This is a genomic window from Streptomyces sp. NPDC088746 (assembly GCF_044751065.1).
In the GTDB taxonomy this organism is placed as follows: Bacteria; Actinomycetota; Actinomycetes; order Streptomycetales; family Streptomycetaceae; genus Streptomyces.
On record NZ_JBIVLA010000005.1, the window covers coordinates 411,636 to 429,749 of the forward strand.

The following is an 18,114-nucleotide window of genomic DNA, read 5'->3' on the forward strand; positions in this document are numbered from 1 at the left end:
CGACGATGACCGAACGTCAGAAGGACCGCCCGTGGCTCATGCGGACGTACGCCGGTCACTCGACCGCCGAGGCGTCCAACGAGCTCTACCGGCGTAACCTCGCCAAGGGCCAGACGGGTCTCTCGGTCGCCTTCGATCTGCCCACCCAGACCGGATACGACCCCGACCACGTCCTCGCCCGCGGCGAGGTGGGCCGGGTCGGCGTGCCCGTCTCGCACCTCGGTGACATGCGACGGCTGTTCCAGGACATCCCCCTGGAGCAGATGAACACCTCGATGACGATCAACGCCACCGCGATGTGGCTGCTGGCGCTCTACCAGGTGGTCGCGGAGGAGCAGGGCGCGGACCCGGACAAGCTCCAGGGCACGACGCAGAACGACATCGTGAAGGAGTACCTGTCGCGGGGGACGCACGTCTTCCCCCCGGTCCCGTCGCTGCGGCTGACGACCGACATGATCACGTACACGGTCAACCGCATCCCGAAGTGGAACCCGATCAACATCTGCAGCTACCACCTGCAGGAGGCGGGGGCCACTCCGGTCCAGGAGATCGCGTACGCCATGTCGACGGCCATAGCGGTCCTCGACGCCGTGCGCGACTCCGGCCAGGTGCCGGAGGAGAAGTTCGGTGACGTCGTCGCCCGCATCTCCTTCTTCGTGAACGCGGGGGTCCGCTTCATCGAGGAGATGTGCAAGATGCGCGCCTTCGGCCGCATCTGGGACCGGGTGACGCGCGAGCGGTACGGCATCGCGAACCCGAAGCAGCGCCGGTTCCGCTACGGCGTGCAGGTCAACTCCCTGGGGCTCACCGAGGCGCAGCCGGAGAACAACGTCCAGCGCATCGTGCTGGAGATGCTGGCCGTCACGCTCTCCAAGGACGCCCGCGCCCGCGCGGTGCAGCTGCCGGCCTGGAACGAGGCGCTCGGGCTGCCGCGCCCCTGGGACCAGCAGTGGTCGCTCCGGATCCAGCAGGTGCTCGCGCACGAGAGCGACCTGCTGGAGTACGAGGACATCTTCGCCGGTTCGCATGTCATCGAGGCCAAGGTCGACGAGCTGGTCACCGAGTCGCTGGCCGAGATCGACCGGATCCAGCAGATGGGCGGCGCGATGGCCGCCGTGGAGTCCGGCTATCTCAAGTCGGAGCTCGTCTCCTCGCACGCCGCGCGGCGGGCCCGGATCGAGGGCGGCGAGGAGAAGATCGTCGGCGTCAACATCTACGAGACGACCGAGCCCAACCCGCTCACCGCGGACCTCGACGCCGCGATCATGACGGTGGACCCCGAGAACGAGGCACGGGTCGTCGCGGCCCTGCACGAGTGGCGCGACAACCGCGACGAGGCCAGGGCCACCGAGGCGCTGACGGCCCTGAAGAAGGCCGCGGCGGGCACCGCGAACATGATGGAGGCGACCGTCGAGTGCGCACGGGCCGGCGTCACCACGGGTGAGTGGTCCTGGGCCCTGCGCGACGTGTTCGGCGAGTTCCGGGCGCCGACGGGTGTCTCGTCGGCGCCGGTGGCCGTCGCCGCGGAGGCGGGGACGCCGCTCGCGCTGGTCCGCGAGAAGGTCACCCGCACCGCCGGGGACCTGGGCGTGGGACGACTGCGGCTGCTGGTCGGCAAGCCCGGCCTGGACGGGCACTCCAACGGCGCGGAACAGATTGCCGTACGCGCCCGGGACGCCGGCTTCGAGGTGGTCTACCAGGGCATCAGGCTGACGCCCGAGCAGATCACCGACGCCGCGCTGGCCGAGGACGTGCACTGCGTCGGCCTGTCCATCCTGTCCGGCTCGCACGCCGAGCTGGTGCCGGACGTGCTGCACCGGCTGCGCGAGGCCGGTGCGCCGGACATCCCGGTCATCGCGGGCGGCATCATCCCCCCGGCCGACGCGCACGCCCTCATCGAAGCCGGAGTCGCCGCCGTCTTCACCCCGAAGGACTTCGGCATCACCGAGATCATCGGCCGTATCGTCGACGAGATCCGGAAAGCGAACAAGCTCGACCCTCTGGAGGTCCCCGCATGACCACGCCCGTGAACCGTCTGCGTCCCCGCCGATCCTGTCTGGCAGTGCCGGGCTCGAACCCGCGGTTCCTGGAGAAGGCCCAGGGCCTGCCGGCCGACCAGGTCTTCCTGGACCTGGAGGACGCCTGCGCGCCGCTCGCCAAGGAGGGCGCCCGGCACCACATCGTCGACGCGCTCAACAACGGTGACTGGACGGGCAAGACCCGCGTCGTACGGGTCAACGACTGGACGACCCACTGGACGTACCGCGACGTCATCACGGTCGTCGAGGGCGCGGGCCCGAACCTCGACTGCATCATGCTGCCGAAGGTCCAGGACGCCCAGCAGGTCGTCGCACTGGACCTGCTGCTGACCCAGATCGAGAAGACGATGGGCTTCGAGGTCGGCAAGATCGGCATCGAGGCGCAGATCGAGAACGCCAAGGGCCTGGTGAACATCGACGACATCGCCGCCGCCTCGCCCCGCCTGGAGACCCTGATCTTCGGCCCGGCCGACTTCATGGCCTCGATCAACATGAAGACCCTGGTCGTGGGCCAGCAGCCGCCCGGCTACCCGGCGGACGCGTACCACTACATCCTGATGCGCATCCTCATGGCGGCCCGTACGCACGACCTCCAGGCGATCGACGGCCCGTTCCTCCAGATCCGCGACGTGGACGCCTACCGCGAGGTGGCGGGCCGTGCGGCGGCGCTGGGCTTCGACGGCAAGTGGGTGCTGCACCCCGGTCAGGTCGACGCGGCGAACGAGGTGTTCTCGCCCTCGCAGGAGGACTACGACCACGCGGAGCTCATCCTCGACGCCTACGACTGGTGCACCTCGGAGGAGGGCGGCAAGAAGGGATCGGCGATGCTCGGCGACGAGATGATCGACGAGGCCAGCCGCAAGATGGCCCTGGTCATCGCGGGCAAGGGCCGCGCCGCCGGTATGCAGCGCACCTCCAAGTTCGAAGCTCCGGAGGCCTGATATGCAGTTCGGCCGCACCTATGAGGAGTTCGAGGTCGGTGCCGTCTACAAGCACTGGCCCGGAAAGACGGTCACGGAATACGACGACCACCTCTTCTGCCTGCTGACCATGAATCACCACCCGCTGCACATGGACAGCAACTACGCGGAGAAGACGACCGACTTCGGGAAGAACGTCGTCGTCGGCAACTACATCTACTCACTGCTGCTCGGCATGTCCGTCCCGGACGTCTCCGGAAAGGCCATCGCCAATCTGGAGGTCGAGTCGCTCAAGCACGTCGCACCGACCTTCCACGGCGACACCGTCTACGGCGAGACGACCGTGCTCGACAAGACGCCGTCGAGGTCGAAGAGCGACCGCGGCATCGTGTACGTCGAGACGAAGGGCTACAAGCAGGACGGGACGCTGGTCTGCGTGTTCCGCCGCAAGGTGATGGTCCCCACCGAGACGTACATCAAGGCACGCGGCGGAGAGCAGCCGGGCCGCCCCGAGACCGATCAGCCGACGAGCAAGAACGTGGAGAAGTAGCCATGAGCCGACTCGCACAGACCGCCGGTCTGACGGATGTCCAGCAGGAGATCCTCTCCACGGTCCGGGATTTCGTCGACAAGGAGATCATTCCTGTCGCGACCCGGTTGGAGCACCGCGACGAATATCCGACGGACATCGTCGAAGGACTCAAGGAACTCGGCCTGTTCGGGCTGATGATCCCGGAGGAGTACGGCGGTCTGGGCGAGTCGCTCCTCACGTACGCGCTGTGCGTCGAGGAGATCGCGCGTGGCTGGATGAGTGTGTCGGGCATCATCAACACGCATTTCATCGTGGCCTACATGCTCAAGCAGCACGGCACGCAGGAGCAGAAGGACACCTTCCTGCCGCGGATGGCGCTGGGCGAGGTGCGGGGCGCGTTCTCGATGTCCGAGCCGGCGCTCGGTTCCGACGTCTCCGCGATCTCGTCCAAGGGCGTCAAGGACGGCGACGAGTACGTCCTCGACGGTCAGAAGATGTGGCTGACGAACGGCGGCACGTCCACGCTGGTCGCCGTCCTCTGCAGGAGTGACGAAGGACACCCCGAGGGCACCGCCCCGCACAAGTCGATGACCACCTTCCTGGTGGAGAAGGAGGCGGGCTTCGGCGAGGTCCGCCCCGGTCTCACGATCCCGGGGAAGATCGACAAGATGGGCTACAAGGGCGTCGACACGACCGAGCTCATCATGGACGGACTACGCATTCCGGCCAATCGTGTGCTGGGCGGCACGACCGGCCGAGGTTTTTACCAAATGATGGACGGTGTCGAGGTCGGGCGCGTGAATGTCGCCGCGCGTGGCTGTGGCGTCGCACAACGTGCGTTCGAACTGGGTGTTTCGTACGCCCAGCAGCGCGAAACCTTCGGAAAGCCGATCGCCCAGCACCAGGCGATCCAGTTCAAACTGGCCGAAATGGCCACCAAGGTCGAAGCGGCGCATGCGATGATGGTGAATGCGGCACGCAAAAAGGACTCCGGGGAGCGGAACGACCTGGAGGCAGGGATGGCGAAGTACCTCGCCTCCGAGTACTGCAAGGAAGTCGTCGAGGACGCCTTCCGTATCCACGGCGGTTACGGCTTCTCCAAGGAGTACGAGATCGAGCGCCTCTACCGCGAGGCCCCGATGCTGCTGATCGGTGAAGGTACCGCCGAGATCCAGAAAATGATCATCGGTCGCCGGTTGCTCGAGGAGTACCGGTTCCAGGGCTGATATGTCCCTTACGAGGTGATTTGGTGGCGAAGAACATCACACCCGGTCAACCCCGTCGGGAGCCTTTCAGCTGTCCGACTCGGCTGCTGGCTTGCCCAGTTGCCGCTCGCACCCGATAGCATCGCCGGAAAGCCGCCGTCCCCCCGTTGCCAGCGCGGCATCATCCGCTACGAAGGTCATCCATGCCCGACAGCCAAATCTCTGCATCCCGCGGCGGGGTCCGCCTTGCGCGCGGAGCATCGCCGTGGCTCCTCCCGACCGTCGCCACCGCGGCCCTCAGCCTCGCCCGGTCCCGCAGGTCCGGGCGCTGGGCGGCCGTGGCCGTGCCCACCACCGCGCTCGCGGCGGGCATGCTGTGGTTCTTCCGCGACCCCGAGCGCGAGATCACCCAGGGCCGCGTCATCTCGCCGGCCGACGGTGTGGTGCAGAGCATCATGCCGTGGAAGGACGGGCGCACCCGCGTCGCGATCTTCATGAGCCCGCTGAATGTTCACGTCAACCGGGCCCCCCTGGCCGGCACCGTGACGTCGGTGGAGCACATCCCGGGTGGGTTCGTCCCGGCGTTCAACAAGGAGAGCGAGAACAACGAGCGCGTTGTCTGGCACTTCGACACCGAGCTCGGCGACATCGAGATGGTGCAGATCGCGGGAGCGGTCGCCCGTCGCATCGTCCCCTACATCCCGCAGGGCACGAAGGTGGAGCAGGGCGAACGCATCGGTCTGATCCGCTTCGGCTCGCGCGTGGACATCTACCTTCCGGAAGGTGTCGATGTCGCGGTCGAGGTCGGCCAGGCCACGACCGCGGGGGTGACTCGAATTGACCGTGATTGATCCTGACACCCAGGCGAGCTGGGTGCCCGAGGCGGAGGAGCAGGACGATGCCGAGGACATGCCGCTCTCGATGAGGCTGTCGATAGCGGACACGCTCACCCTCGGTAACGCGACGTGCGGTTTCATGGCGGTGTACTTCACCACCACGGGGATCCTCATCCCGCACCTCACGGGCAGCGACGAGTCGGGCATGGCCAGGCACTCCGCGGCGACCGCGGTGATCCTCATGCTCATGGCGGCCGTGTTCGACCTGTTCGACGGGCTCGTGGCGCGCAAGCTGCGCTCCTCCCCGATGGGCGCGGAGCTGGACAACCTCTCCGACCTGATCAGCTTCGGTCTCGCACCGGCGTATTTCGTACTGGTGTACGGGATGGTCGCCGACGACGCGCACCAGCGGGTGTCGGCGCTCGCGGCGATCGTGGTGCTGCTGGCGGTGGTGCTCCGGCTTGCGCGGTTCTCGTGCGTGACCTTGAAGGACGGCATGTTCCAGGGCATGCCGAGCCCCTTCGGAGCGCTCACGGTCGTTTCGATCGTGCTGCTGGAGCTGCCCTTCGTGCCGACGCTGCTCGCGATCGTCGGGGTGGCGTGGCTGATGGTCAGCCGGGTCGAGTACCCGAAGCCGCGAGGCGTCCTCGCGGTGGCGATGCTCAGCTGGATCGTGGCCGCGATGGGGCTCCTCGCCGCGTGGGCGTTCGACGCCCCCGGCGGCCAGCTGCTCCTCCAGACCGGCTGTGCGCTGCAGGTCGTCCTCGGGGCGGTGATCCCGCTCTTCGCCACGGCGCGGCGGGTGAACACCTTCCGTGACAACCGGCGCGAGGCACGGGCGGCGCAGCTCCCGTAACCACGCGGAACGCAGATCGACGAGGGCCCGGATGCTCCCCAGCATCCGGGCTCTCCTGCGTGCGGTGGGGGGCCCGCACGTCCGGCGTCCGCCGGCGGGCGCACGGCATCGACCCCGCGTCGCGCCACCCGACGGCCGAGCCCCGGACCAGGGCATGGAGTCCGTCATCGGCACGCTCGTGCGGTACGCGAAGCGGGCCATGCCCGGCACCGACGGCATCGCCCTGCTGCTCATCGGCGCCAGCGGCAGGACGACTGACGCGGACCGCACCCGGCCGGTTCAGGGCGCGTCCACGAGCCGGCCGAGCGCCGTCGCCAGGACCGGGGCGAGCGCTTCGGCGTACGCCTCGGAGAGGTGGCTGTCGTCGCGGTGGACGGTGGTGTCGCCGACGACCACGGGGCAGATGCCGGTGCGGGGCGCGCAGAGCCAGGGCGTGGGGTCCACGACCGTGGTGGCCGTCGCGGACGCGGCGGCGCGGACGGCGGCACCGCGCGTCGCGTCGCGGATCGCGTCCGGCAGGTGGTTCGCGCAGGCGTGCAGCTGCAAGGAGTTCCTGGCGGCGCAGTCGACGGGGTCACCCTTGGGCCACGGGGTGTCGAGCAGGGCGGCGACCCGGGTCCCGGAGGCCCCCAGGCCGCGGAAGGTGCGCTCGAAGCCGGTGGTCCACTGGCGGAGGGGGTCGGCGGCGGGGCGGTCCGGGTCTCCGGCGTCCGAGGAGGAGGCGACGACCAGATCGGGGCGCAGGTCCCTGATCCTCGCCATCGCGTCGGAGCGCCAGGTGTCGCAGGCGGTGTACGGCTTGTGGCCGTTCACGATGGTCAGGTCGGCGACCTTGCAGGAGGCCTTCGTCAGCGAGACCAGCTTCCAGCCGCGTGTGGTCGCGAGCCGTTGCAGGGCCGGGAACCACTGGGCCGCGTGGGAGTCGCCGAAGAGGACGACCGTACGGGTGGAGGTCCGGTCGCCGTAGACGCAGGGCCGGGTGCCGGTGGCGGCGTGGTCGACGTGGCAGCCGTCCCGGTAGACCGCGGAGCGGGAGGACTTCACCTCCGGCAGGGGCGGGGCGAGGTTGCTCGGCAGGGCGGTGGGGGCGGATGCCAGCAGTCCGGTGAGCCGGGCCTGCGGGTCCGGTGCGTCGGCGAGTGCCTGCGCCAGCGCGGGGGCCGGGCGGCCCACCTCGATCGTCGGCGGGACCGCCGCCGCGGTCAGGGACAGCGCCCAGGCCCCGGCCGTCAGCGCGGCTCCGAGCACCAGGGCGCGGCGGGGGCGCCGGCGGAAGGCCCGGTGGAAGCGGACCGGGTTCTCGACCAGGCGCAGGGTCAGCCACGCCAGGCCCAGCGCCGCCGCGCACAGGCCGAGCGCGAGGGGAACGCCGGCCGTCCCGTCGGCACGGCCCAGCGCCGCCGGGGCTATGACCAGCAGCGGCCAGTGCCACAGATACCAGCCGTACGAGAGCCCGCCGAGCCACACCAGCGGCCGCCGCCCGAGCAGCCACTCCGCGCCGTGCCGGGCGGGCGCGCAGCCGCCTGCCAGGACGAGCACCGCACCGGCGACCGGCAGGAGGGCGTGGTGGCCGGGGAAGGGCGTCCCGTCGTCGTAACGGACCGCTGCCAGGGTGACGCAGGCCAGGCCGAGCCAGGTCATGGGAGCCGCGAGCGCGGCGGGCAGCCGTTCCAGCCGGCCGGTGACCAGCGCCAGGAGGGCGCCGGCACCCAGTTCCCAGGCCCGGGTGAAGGAGCCGAAGTACGCCCAGGGAGCCGAGGCGTTCGTCACGACGACGCCCGCCGCGAACGACCCCAGGCACAGCACCCCGAGCAGCACCGCGACCGGTCGGCGCCGGCCGCGGGCGACCCGCCAGGTGAGCAGCAGGAGCAGCGGCCACACCAGGTAGAACTGCTCCTCCACGGCGAGGGACCAGAAGTGCTGGAACGGCGACGGCGGGCTGTTCCGGGCGAGGTAGTCCGTACCGGCCGCCGCCAGCCGGAAGTTGACCGCGTACAGCGCACTGGCGAGAGCGTCGCCCGCGTACTCGGCGAGCCGCGCCTTCGACAGGAACAGCCAGGACCCGCCCAGCGTGACGGCGATGACCAGGGACGAGGCGGGCAGCAGCCGCAGTGCCCGGCGGGCGTAGAAGGAACGCACCGACACCCGTCCGGTGGCGGCGAGTTCGCGCAGCAGCAGTGAGGTGATGAGGAAGCCGGAGATTACGAAGAAGACGTCGACACCGATGTAGCCGCCGCCGACCCGGGTCACGCCCGCGTGGGAGAGCACCACGAGCCCGACGGCCACCGCGCGCAGCCCCTGGATGTCGAGGCGCAATGCGTGGCGGGCCTCCGGCGCTGCGGGTCTGCCGCTCACCGGGGCGGTGCGGGTCTCGGCGGAGGTGGTGCTCGGCATCGGGTGGCTCCTCGGGGCGGCTGGCACGCTTCGGCCGAGAAGACCGGTTGGGCCGCCGCACGGGTTCCGCCGGCGCCGCCCCGCTTCGCCTGCCCGGGGAAGGTTCAACCGCGGGATACCGGCGGTTCACCCTCGTGCAGCCGGGCGACAGGGGACGTCGAGCTTGTCGAGCGATGGAGAGCCCTGAGGTGCCGAGGCGGTGGGGTTTCATCGGCACCCCAGGGCGTTCGGGGGGGTGCGGAGGGCGCGGGGCGGTGTCTCAGCCGCCGTAGAGGTCGCCCAGACCGATGCCGGTGGTACTGCCCTCGCCGCCGAGCCTGACCTCGTGGTCGAGGCCGACGAACTTCCCGCCGGACTGCCAGAGGGCCGGCTTGAGCAGGGCGTACTTGGCCTCGTCCCAGGTGGCCCAGTCGTGGCCCAGAAGTCCCCCGGTGTCGCCGGAGTTGGGGTTGAGACACCAGAAGGTGTGGTGGATCCCGTTCTCCACCATCAGGTCGCGCAGCGCCTTCATCCACTTCTCGTTCGGGCCGCCGTCGAGGTGACCGCCCCATTCACCGATGAACAGCGGCGCGGTGCCGTCCTTGTGCAGGTAGAGCCAGTTGGGGTCCCATACGTCGCGCTCCAGCGTGGTGCGGTCCCACTCCCCCTCGAACCAGGGCTGTCGGTACACCAGCGGTCCGTAGTCGTGCGGGGAGTAGACCAGTTGGTCCTGCTGGGCGCCGAGGTCGACCGGGTGGTCCTTCGCCCCGAAGTTGTCCTGGTCGGTGGTGCCGTCCCACTTGGCCCGGGGACTGTCGGACTGCTTGCCGTGGGGCTCGTTCTTGACGTCCATCGCCACGAGGGTGTCGTTCGCCTCGTAGCGGGCGGTCACCCACTCCCAGGCGGAGTAGAACTGCTCGGTGGTGATCGCGCCCTTCCACCACACCGGGTGGACATGGCCGGAGTTGTCGGGCTCCGCACTGTGGACGTCGAGCATCACCTTGACGCCGTACTTCTCCGCCACCCCGAGGAAGGCGTCGAAGACCCCCAGCGTCGTCTCGCCCTCGAGCTCGGGGTTGGCCCAGGTGTTGACCGCGCTGGAGACGGCCGCCTGGCCGTTCTTCCACTCCAGCAGCAGCTGGGTGGAGATCGGTACGCGGATGATGTTGATGCCGCGCTCCGCCATCTGCCGGGTGATCGTGTCCAGGTTGGCGGACCAGAGACCGTGGAAGACCCGCTCGGTCGCGTTGAAGCCGAACCAGTTGGCGCCGGTGAGCCAGACCCGGTTGCCCTGCTTGTCGACGATCCGGTTGCCCTCGGTGTGGAGCCAGTCCGTGCCGGTGCCGGTGCCGGTGCCGGCCGCCGTCTGCACGGGATCCCGGTCCGCGGACTGCGCGGCGACCGGTCCGGACAGCGCCATCAGCAGGGCTGTCGCGGTGATGGCGGCCAGAACCGGGCCCAGCCACTTTCTCGTCGGTGACTTCATCCGTCGTCGCCCTTCAGGGGGGTAAGGCGGGCAGAGATGCCTGGGAGCGCTCCCATGCATTGCTCACATGAAGCCAGCACGGCGGTCGGCGTGTCAATGGGCATGTCAAACTTCACTTCTTGAAGGCACCTGGGGTCCCACGCCGTTCAGGCTGTGGGGGAGCATCGCAAGGCGGAGGAGGAGTCAACGCGGAGCGATTGGGGCCTCCCCTGCCCATGGGGGTCCCCCTCGAGCGAAGCCGGGAGTGGGGGAGAACGCCGAGGGCTCGGGGAAGACCGACGACAACGCCGCGAGGTGCGGTGCCAGGGCGCGCGAGCCCAGCCTGATCCATACGAGACGGCCTACACCTTCGCCCCTCGCGCAGGGCCGGGAGGCGGGGCAGCTCACCCGCCTCCGCCCGCCCCGCTGGACGAGCGGGCTTCCATCAACGCCTGTACCCCGGGGGCCACTTCTTCCTGCACGGGCACCGGCGCGAGATCACCGCCCACAAACGGTTTTCACGTGATGGAGTCATGAATTTGAGCTCAGGGAACATATTTTTGCGCAGCAGCGTGGACTTCCTTGCGTCGGTGCTCCTAGCCTGTGGGGCGTCCGAAGAGCCCCCACGAGCCGCAAGGACGACCCACACGTGACCCCACCACCCAGACACCGTCTGTTCAGACGCTCCGTGTCCGCCTCCCTCTCCCTGGCCCTCACCGCCGTCGGCACCGCGGCGGCGGTGGTCATGGCCGGCGCCCCGGCCGCCCAGGCCGCCGCGGTCCCCGCGCCCTCCCCGGTCGGCATATCCGGCCGGGGCGCCAGCGTCCCGTTCAAGGAACAGGAAGCCGAGTACGCCGCCACCAACGGCACCCTGATCGGCCCGGACCGCCTCTACGGCTCCCTTCCCTCCGAGGCGTCCGGCCGGCAGGCGGTGACCCTCGACGCCTCGGGTGAGTACGTCGAGTTCACGCTCACCGCCCCCGCGAACGCGATGACGTTCCGCTATTCGCTGCCGGACGACGCGGCCGGGACGGGCCGGGACGCCTCGCTCGACCTGCGGGTCGACGGCAGCTCGCTCAAGAGCGTCCCGGTGACGTCGAAGTACGGCTGGTACTACGGGGGTTACCCCTTCAACAACAACCCGGGCGACACCGACCCGCACCACTTCTACGACGAGACCCGGACCATGTTCGGGTCCACCCTGGCCGCCGGTACGAAGATCCGGCTCCAGGTGACGTCCACCGCGGCCTCACCGTCGTTCACCATCGACCTGGCGGACTTCGAACAGGTCGGCGCGCCGGTCGGCAAGCCGTCGGGCGCACTGGACGTGGTGAGCGACTTCGGCGCCGACCCGACGGGGGCGGCCGACTCCACGGCGAAGATCCAGGCCGCGGTCGACGCGGGGCGCACCCAGGGCAAGGAGGTGTACATCCCGCAGGGCACCTTCAAGGTCCAGGACCACATCGTCGTCGACAAGGTCACCCTGCGCGGCGCCGGGCCCTGGTACAGCGTGCTGACGGGACGTCATCCCACCGACCGGAGCAAGGCGGTCGGGGTCTACGGGAAGTACTCGGCGCAGGGTGGCAGCAGCAACGTGACGCTCAAGGACTTCGCCATCATCGGCGACATCCGTGAGCGGGTGGACAACGACCAGGTCAACGCCATCGGCGGGGCCATGTCCAACTCGGTCGTCGACAACGTCTGGATGCAGCACACCAAGTGCGGCGCCTGGATGGACGGTCCGATGGACAACTTCACCATCAGGAACAGCCGGATCCTGGACCAGACCGCCGACGGCGTGAACTTCCACTACGGCGTCACGAACTCCACGGTGACCAACACCTTCGTCCGCAACACCGGCGACGACGGACTGGCCATGTGGGCGGAGAACGTTCCGAACGTGAAGAACAAGTTCACGTTCAACACGGTGATCCTGCCGATCCTCGCCAACAACATCGTCACGTACGGCGGCAAGGACATCACGATCTCCGACAACGTCATGTCGGACACCATCACCAACGGCGGCGGGCTGCACATCGCCAACCGCTATCCGGGCGTCAACTCCGGCCAGGGGACGGCTGTCTCGGGCACGCACACCGCTGCCCGCAACACCCTCATCCGCACCGGGAACAACGACTTCAACTGGCGCTTCGGGGTCGGCGCGATCTGGTTCAGCGGACTCAACGAGCCGATCAGCGGCGCCACGGTCAACATCACCGACAGCGAGATCCTGGACAGCTCCTACGCCGCGATCCATCTGATCGAGGGCGCGAGCAACGGGCTGCACTTCGACAACATCAAGATCGACGGCGCGGGCACGTACGCGCTGCAGATCCAGGCTCCGGGCACGGCCTCGTTCAACAAGGTCGTCGCCACCCACGTCGCCCAGTCCAACCCGATCCACAACTGCGTCGGAAGCGGCTTCCAGATCACCCAGGGCACCGGGAACTCGGGCTGGTACGCGAATCCGCCCGCCTGCACGGGCGTCTGGCCGGACCCGGTGTGGACCAACGGCGGGGTGCCCGGGAGCGGCGGCCCCACCGACCCGACGGATCCCACGGACCCGACGGATCCGCCCGAGGAGACGGGCAACCTCGCCCGGGGACGCACGGTCACCGAGACCAGCCACGCCGACGTCTACGGCGCGGCCAACGCGGTGGACGGCAACGCGGGCACCTACTGGGAGAGCCGTAACAACGCCTTCCCGCAGTCCGTCACCGTGGACCTCGGTGCCGCGAAGGCGGTGAAGCGGCTGGTGCTGAAGCTTCCTCCGGCCACCGCCTGGGCGGCACGTACGCAGACGATCGGCGTCACGGGCAGCACCGACAACGCGGCGTACAGCTCGCTGAAGGCGCCCGCGGGGTACACCTTCGACCCGTCGAGCGGCAACACGGCGACGGTGACGCTGACGGGGACGCCGGTGCGCTACCTGCGGCTGACGTTCACCGCGAACACCGGCTGGCCGGCGGGCCAGTTGTCCGAGCTGGAGGCCTACACCAGCTGACCGCGCACAAGGGGACGGGCCCGGTCTGACGACCGGGCCCGTCTCCGTGCGGGGAGGTCAGGGCTTGAGCGTGAAGGACTCGGCGGCCGGGGCCACCTCGGCCGGGCGGACCACCTTGAGGCCGCCGGGCGTCTTGGCGTCCGGCTTCATGACGACGGTCTCCCGGGTGGAGGGCGCCGACGGGTCGGTGAAGTCGTGCGAGATGCCGAAGTCATCACCGAAGCCCTTGATGGTGAGCAGCGCCTTGTCGACACCCTCACGGGTGAGGTCCTTCGACTCGCAGGCCTTCTTCAGCGCCTCGCCGAAGACGGACGCGGCGTTGTATCCGGCGATGACGCCGTTGTCGAGACCGTCCTTGGGGTACTGGGCGGCGTACGCCTTGGCGAGCTTCGCCGGGCCCTCGGCGCTGTCACCGATGGGCAGGGTGGAGGAACCGATGTAGTAGTCCTTCTGCAGGGCCGCGCCCGCCTGGGTCGCCAGGAGCTGCGGGGCGTACGCGGAGTTGTTGCCGACGACCGGCACGTTGAAGCCGGTGGCCGCGGCCACACCGACCAGGGAGGCCGCCTGGCGCGGTCCCGCACTGATGACGACGGCCTTCACGCCGGCCTGCTTGAGCGCGGAGACCTGGGCGGTCATGTCGTTGTCGGTCGGCTTGATCTTCTGCTCGACGACGGTGAGGCCCGCTTCCTGCGCCGCGTGCTTGGAGCCGGCCAGGGCGTTCTCGCCGTAGTCCCCCTCGAAGTAGACGTGACCGATCTTGTCGCCCTTGGCGATGCGCTTCTCGTCGAGCAGGAAGTCGATCAGGTTGATGGTCTCGACGTCGTACGTGGCGCCGATGACGCGGACGTACTTGGATCCGAGCAGGTTCGCCGACCATGCCTGCGGCAGGACGATGCCCTTGTCCTGGCCGTCGATGCGGGACTCGACGGCGGCGACGAACGGGGAGCCGATGAACTGGGTGAAGCCCAGCACGTCCGGCTCCAGCTCGGTGTAGGCGCCGATCGCCTTCTGCGGGTCGTATCCGTGGTCACGGACGGTCAGCTCGATCTGCCGGTCGCAGATGCCGCCGGCCTTGTTGGTCTCCTTCACCCAGAGCTGCTGGGCCTGGGTGACGCTCTTGCCCAGCGAGGCGTACACGCCGGTCATGTCGGTCAGGGCACCGAGGGTGATCTTCGAGTCGGTGACGCCCTCCCCGGTCTTCACACCCTTCTTGTCCGCGGCGCCGTCGTCCGACGACTTCGCCTTCTCGCTGCATCCCGCGAGGGTGAGGGTGAGAGCCGCCACAACGGCTCCGACAACACGTAGCTTCATTTCTTCTTCTCCCCTGGATTCTTCAGACGCGCAATGCCGCCGGGCAGGAACAGGACGACCGCGACGACCGCGGCGCCGTACAGATAGCGGGACGCCTCGCCCGGTGCGATGCCGCCCGTACCAGGGGCGGACACCAGGGGGAGGGAGTCGCTGTAGTGGGTGAGCACCTGCGGGAGCAGCGACACGAACGCGGCGCCGATGACGGCTCCCGCGACGCTGCCCAGCCCGCCGATGACGATCATGGCGAGGTATTCGAGGGACAGGATCATGCCGAAGTACTCGGGCACGGTCCGCTGGAAGACCAGCGCGAGCAGGACGCCCGCGAGGCCCGCGTACATCGAGGACAGGACGAAGACGCCCGCCCGGTACCGGGCGACCGGCACCCCCATCACGCCGGCCGCGATCCGGTGGTCCCGGATGGCGTTGAGCGCCCGGCCGGGCCTGCCGCGCAGCACCCCGCGGGCGAAGAGGCCGCTCGCCAGCAGGGCGGCCAGCCCCAGGTACCAGAGCTTCTCGGACGACTGGAAGGGCACTGCGGCCACGACCACTTCGGCGTCGTCGAAGGTGAACCCGAAGAGCGAGAGGGGCGGCACCGGGCGGCCGTTGAAGCCACCGGTGAGCGAGCCCGCGTTGAACAGCACGTGCTGGCCGATGAAGATCAGCGCGAGTGTGGCGATGCCGAGGTAGGCGCCGCTCAGCCGCCCCGCGATGGGGCTGAAGAGCCCCCCGGCGGCCCCCGCCAGGAGCACGGCCAGGACGGCCGCGAGCCAGGTGGGCAGGCCCAGGCCGGTGAGGGCGTGCCCGTTCTCCGTGCTGCTCTCGCCCCCCAGGATGCAGTAGCCGTACGCGCCCACGGCGAGGAAGAAGGCGTGCCCCATGGAGAGCTGGCCGGTGGAGCCGGTGAGCAGGTTGAGCCCGATCGCCCCGATCGCGGCGGCCATGGCGAACAGTCCGGCCTGGAGCCAGAACCTGTCCAGGTAGAACGGGAACAGGAGGAGCAGCACCGAGCCGGCGAGCCAGAGGTACGGGGCGGGCCGGCGCAGCCGGTCGGTGAACGACGCTCCGGCGGCGGGCGCGGCCCCCGTGACGTCCTTGACGGCTTCAGACACGGGACAGCTCCTTCGTACCGAAGAGCCCCGCCGGCCGGACGAGCAGGACGACCACCATCACCAGGTACGGCGCGAGATCACCGATGCCGCGTCCGAGGAAGGAGAGGTCGCTCTGGTAGCCCGTGGCGAGTGACTCGGTGACTCCGACGACGAGACCTCCGACGAGCGCCCCGGTCGTCGAGTCGAGGCCGCCGAGGATCGCGGCGGGGAACGCCTTGAGGGCGGCGAGTGAGGTGGCCCGTTCCAGGCCGGGGGTCGGGAACACCGTGAGGAAGAGCGCGGCGACGGCGGCGAGTGCTCCCGCGACCGCCCAGGCGGAGAGGGAGACCCGGCCGAGGCGGATGCCCATCAGCGCGGCGGTCTGCGGGTTCTCGGCGGCGGCCCGCATGGAGACGCCCCACGAGGTGAAGCGGAAGGCGAGCAGGAACACCGTGATGAGCAGTCCCGCGACGAGGAACGCCGCGATGCGGGTCTCGGCGAGGGTGACACCCCCGATGGTGACGACGTCGTCGCCCCACGGGTCGCCCAGCGGCAAGACGTCCGTCCCCATGCGCCGGACGAGTTCGGTGGTGAGGATGATGTCGACGCCGATGGTGACGATGGCCAGGACGCTCTGGTCGCTCCCCCGGTAGCGTCGCATGACGAAGAACTCGACCGCCGAGCCGACGACCGCCGCGCCCGCGATGCCGACGCCGAGTGCCGGCCAGAAGCCGATGTCGTCGTGGAGCACGGCGGTGACGTAGCCGCCCGCCAGGAGCAGCGAGGCGTGGGCGAAGTTGACGACCTCGGTCGCCTTGAAGATGACGACGAAGCCCAGGGCGATCAGTGCGTAGACCGATCCTATGGAGAGGCCGCCGAGGAGGAGTTCGATGAAGGTGGTCATTCCTGTGCCCCCAGGTAGGCCTGCACGACGGCCGGGTCGTTCTGCACGTCGGCGGGCGTGCCACCCGCGATCCTGCGTCCGAAGTCGAGTACGGTCACGGCGTCCGCGAGCCGCATCACCACCCCCATGTCGTGCTCGACCATGACGATCGAGATGCCGAGGCTGTCGCGCACACCGGCGACGACGGCAGCGGTGCGGCGGCGCTCGTCGGCGGTCATGCCCGCGATGGGCTCGTCCAGGAGCAGGACCTCGGGCTCCATGCACAGGGCGCGGCCGAGCTCGACGAGCTTCTGCTTCCCGTACGGGAGGGCAGCTGCGGGGAAGTCGAGTTCCTTGTCCAGTCCGATGAACTCGGCGATCTCACGCACCCGTTCGAGATGCCGGTGGGCCTCACGGGTGGCGGAGGGCAGCCTCAGTCCGGACGCCACGAACCCGGCGCGGGTGAGCCGGTGCCGGCCGAGCATGAGGCTCTCGGCGACGGTGGCGTGCGGCGGCAGGGCCAGGTTCTGGAAGGTGCGGGCGACGCCGAGGCCGGCGATCTTGTGCGGGGCGAGGCCGGTGAGTTCGGTGTCGCCGAGGTGCACACTGCCCGAGGTGGCGCGGTAGACGCCGGAGAGCACGTTGAAGGTGGTGGACTTTCCCGCGCCGTTGGGGCCGATGACGGCGTGCACACTGCCCGGTTCGACGGTGAAGGACACCGCGTCGAGGGCGGTGAGTCCGGCGAAGCGCACGGTCACGTCGCGCACGGCGAGAGGGGCCGGAGCGGTCGTCACGCGGACCACCTGCTCAGGGTGCGGGTGACGCCTTCCGCCTGGGCGGCGTCCTCGGCCGCCGTCTCGTCGACGACACCGAGATAACGCCGGCGCACCTCGTCGGAGGCGGCGAGTTCGTCGGCGGGGCCGTCGAGCGCCACCTCGCCGACATCCAGGACGTACGCCGTGGAGGCGAGCCGCAGCGCGATGGCCGCGTTCTGCTCGACGAGCATGACGGAGGTGCCGCTCGCGTTGATCTCCTGGATCGTCTCGGCGATCTTCGCCGCCATCAGCGGGGCGAGCCCGAGGGACGGCTCGTCGAGCAGCAGCAGGCGGGGGGCGGCCATCAGGGCCCGGCCCATCGCCAGCATCTGCTGCTCACCGCCCGAGAGCAGACCGGCCCGCTGGTGCGCGCGCTCGGCGAGCACGGGGAACAGCTCGTGCACGCGCCGGAGGGCGGCGGCCGCCGCATTCCGCCCGCCCCGTGCCCCGAGGGCGCCCGCCCGCAGATTGTCCGCCACCGTCATCCGGGCGAACACCTGCCGCCCTTCCGGTACCTGGATCACTCCCGCCGCCACCACCTGGGCGGGGCGGAGCCCGTCCAGGGGGCGGCCGTCGAAGCGGATGGTGCCCGTGCCCGTGCCGCGGTGGAAGCCGAGGGTCCGCGATACGGCCCGCAGCAGCGTGGTCTTGCCGGCGCCGTTGCCACCGAGTACAGCGGTGATCGCGCCGGCCGGCACGTCGACGGAGACGTCGCGCAGTGCCCGTACCGGGCCGTAGCCCACGGACAGTTCGCGGATCTCGAGCGTTGCCATGCGTCCTCCTCCTT

14 protein-coding genes are annotated in these 18,114 nt (G+C 69.7%); 7 read left to right on the forward strand and 7 right to left on the reverse strand.

Annotated elements, in window-relative coordinates:
- Positions 1-5 precede the first annotated feature (5 nt).
- From ACIP63_RS24180 to pssA, 6 genes are all read left to right on the forward strand, one after another.
- Positions 6-2,018 carry a protein meaA gene (locus ACIP63_RS24180; RefSeq protein ID WP_393760830.1) on the forward strand — a complete coding sequence of 671 codons (2,013 nt, stop codon included), beginning with the start codon at positions 6-8 and terminating at the stop codon, positions 2,016-2,018.
- Positions 2,015-2,980 (forward strand): CoA ester lyase, encoded by a 966-nt coding sequence (locus ACIP63_RS24185; RefSeq protein WP_351171463.1) that lies wholly within the window; start codon positions 2,015-2,017, stop codon positions 2,978-2,980. The genes ACIP63_RS24180 and ACIP63_RS24185 overlap by 4 nt, the downstream gene beginning before the upstream one ends.
- A 1-nt stretch (position 2,981) precedes the next feature.
- The gene (locus ACIP63_RS24190; protein ID WP_401519088.1) at positions 2,982-3,509 is read left to right on the forward strand and encodes a MaoC family dehydratase; all 528 of its coding nucleotides are present in this window, start codon (positions 2,982-2,984) and stop codon (positions 3,507-3,509) included.
- 2 nt (positions 3,510-3,511) lie between these two features.
- Complete coding sequence (locus ACIP63_RS24195) at positions 3,512-4,717, forward strand: acyl-CoA dehydrogenase family protein (protein WP_401519091.1); 1,206 nt, start codon at positions 3,512-3,514, stop codon at positions 4,715-4,717.
- Positions 4,718-4,899: 182 nt separating this feature from the next.
- Entirely contained in the window at positions 4,900-5,547 is a 648-nt protein-coding gene (locus ACIP63_RS24200; RefSeq protein ID WP_104783882.1) for a phosphatidylserine decarboxylase, read from the forward strand.
- Between the two features lie 22 nt (positions 5,548-5,569).
- Positions 5,570-6,388 (forward strand): CDP-diacylglycerol--serine O-phosphatidyltransferase, encoded by an 819-nt coding sequence (gene pssA, locus ACIP63_RS24205; RefSeq protein WP_325749121.1) that lies wholly within the window; start codon positions 5,570-5,572, stop codon positions 6,386-6,388.
- Between the two features lie 279 nt (positions 6,389-6,667).
- Here pssA and ACIP63_RS24210 read toward each other — a convergent pair whose 3' ends face one another.
- Together ACIP63_RS24210 and ACIP63_RS24215 are read right to left on the reverse strand one after the other, a co-directional pair.
- The gene (locus tag ACIP63_RS24210; RefSeq protein WP_401519095.1) at positions 6,668-8,782 is read right to left on the reverse strand and encodes an acyltransferase family protein; all 2,115 of its coding nucleotides are present in this window, start codon (positions 8,780-8,782) and stop codon (positions 6,668-6,670) included.
- Between the two features lie 259 nt (positions 8,783-9,041).
- Complete coding sequence (locus ACIP63_RS24215; RefSeq protein ID WP_401519097.1) at positions 9,042-10,247, reverse strand: glycoside hydrolase family 5 protein; 1,206 nt, start codon at positions 10,245-10,247, stop codon at positions 9,042-9,044.
- Between the two features lie 628 nt (positions 10,248-10,875).
- Here ACIP63_RS24215 and ACIP63_RS24220 point away from each other — a divergent pair.
- A complete protein-coding gene (locus ACIP63_RS24220; RefSeq protein ID WP_401519100.1) occupies positions 10,876-13,230 on the forward strand; it encodes a discoidin domain-containing protein in 2,355 nt (784 codons plus the stop codon).
- Positions 13,231-13,287: 57 nt separating this feature from the next.
- Here ACIP63_RS24220 and ACIP63_RS24225 read toward each other — a convergent pair whose 3' ends face one another.
- The 5 genes from ACIP63_RS24225 to ACIP63_RS24245 are packed head-to-tail and all read right to left on the reverse strand — an operon-like array spanning position 13,288 to position 18,100.
- Positions 13,288-14,541: an ABC transporter substrate-binding protein gene (locus ACIP63_RS24225; RefSeq protein ID WP_401519102.1), complete on the reverse strand. Its 1,254-nt coding sequence runs from the start codon at positions 14,539-14,541 to the stop codon at positions 13,288-13,290.
- A complete protein-coding gene (locus ACIP63_RS24230; RefSeq protein WP_401519105.1) occupies positions 14,538-15,650 on the reverse strand; it encodes a branched-chain amino acid ABC transporter permease in 1,113 nt (370 codons plus the stop codon). Before ACIP63_RS24230 ends, ACIP63_RS24225 begins: the two co-directional genes overlap by 4 nt.
- The gene (locus ACIP63_RS24235; RefSeq protein ID WP_401519108.1) at positions 15,643-16,533 is read right to left on the reverse strand and encodes a branched-chain amino acid ABC transporter permease; all 891 of its coding nucleotides are present in this window, start codon (positions 16,531-16,533) and stop codon (positions 15,643-15,645) included. Before ACIP63_RS24235 ends, ACIP63_RS24230 begins: the two co-directional genes overlap by 8 nt.
- Positions 16,530-17,315: an ABC transporter ATP-binding protein gene (locus ACIP63_RS24240; protein ID WP_401519110.1), complete on the reverse strand. Its 786-nt coding sequence runs from the start codon at positions 17,313-17,315 to the stop codon at positions 16,530-16,532. Before ACIP63_RS24240 ends, ACIP63_RS24235 begins: the two co-directional genes overlap by 4 nt.
- Positions 17,303-18,100, reverse strand: a complete 798-nt coding sequence (locus ACIP63_RS24245; protein ID WP_401519113.1) for an ABC transporter ATP-binding protein — start codon at positions 18,098-18,100, stop codon at positions 17,303-17,305. Before ACIP63_RS24245 ends, ACIP63_RS24240 begins: the two co-directional genes overlap by 13 nt.
- Positions 18,101-18,114 lie beyond the last annotated feature (14 nt).

Coding starts and splice junctions, on each gene's coding strand:
- ACIP63_RS24215 (WP_401519097.1), bottom strand. CDS start 10,247: ATGAAGTCACCGACGAGAAAGTGGCTGGGCCCGGTTCTGGCCGCCATC.
- ACIP63_RS24200 (WP_104783882.1), top strand. CDS start 4,900: ATGCCCGACAGCCAAATCTCTGCATCCCGCGGCGGGGTCCGCCTTGCG.
- ACIP63_RS24195 (WP_401519091.1), top strand. CDS start 3,512: ATGAGCCGACTCGCACAGACCGCCGGTCTGACGGATGTCCAGCAGGAG.
- ACIP63_RS24180 (WP_393760830.1), top strand. CDS start 6: ATGACCGAACGTCAGAAGGACCGCCCGTGGCTCATGCGGACGTACGCC.
- ACIP63_RS24245 (WP_401519113.1), bottom strand. CDS start 18,100: ATGGCAACGCTCGAGATCCGCGAACTGTCCGTGGGCTACGGCCCGGTA.
- ACIP63_RS24190 (WP_401519088.1), top strand. CDS start 2,982: ATGCAGTTCGGCCGCACCTATGAGGAGTTCGAGGTCGGTGCCGTCTAC.
- ACIP63_RS24225 (WP_401519102.1), bottom strand. CDS start 14,541: ATGAAGCTACGTGTTGTCGGAGCCGTTGTGGCGGCTCTCACCCTCACC.
- ACIP63_RS24185 (WP_351171463.1), top strand. CDS start 2,015: ATGACCACGCCCGTGAACCGTCTGCGTCCCCGCCGATCCTGTCTGGCA.
- ACIP63_RS24235 (WP_401519108.1), bottom strand. CDS start 16,533: ATGACCACCTTCATCGAACTCCTCCTCGGCGGCCTCTCCATAGGATCG.
- ACIP63_RS24210 (WP_401519095.1), bottom strand. CDS start 8,782: ATGCCGAGCACCACCTCCGCCGAGACCCGCACCGCCCCGGTGAGCGGC.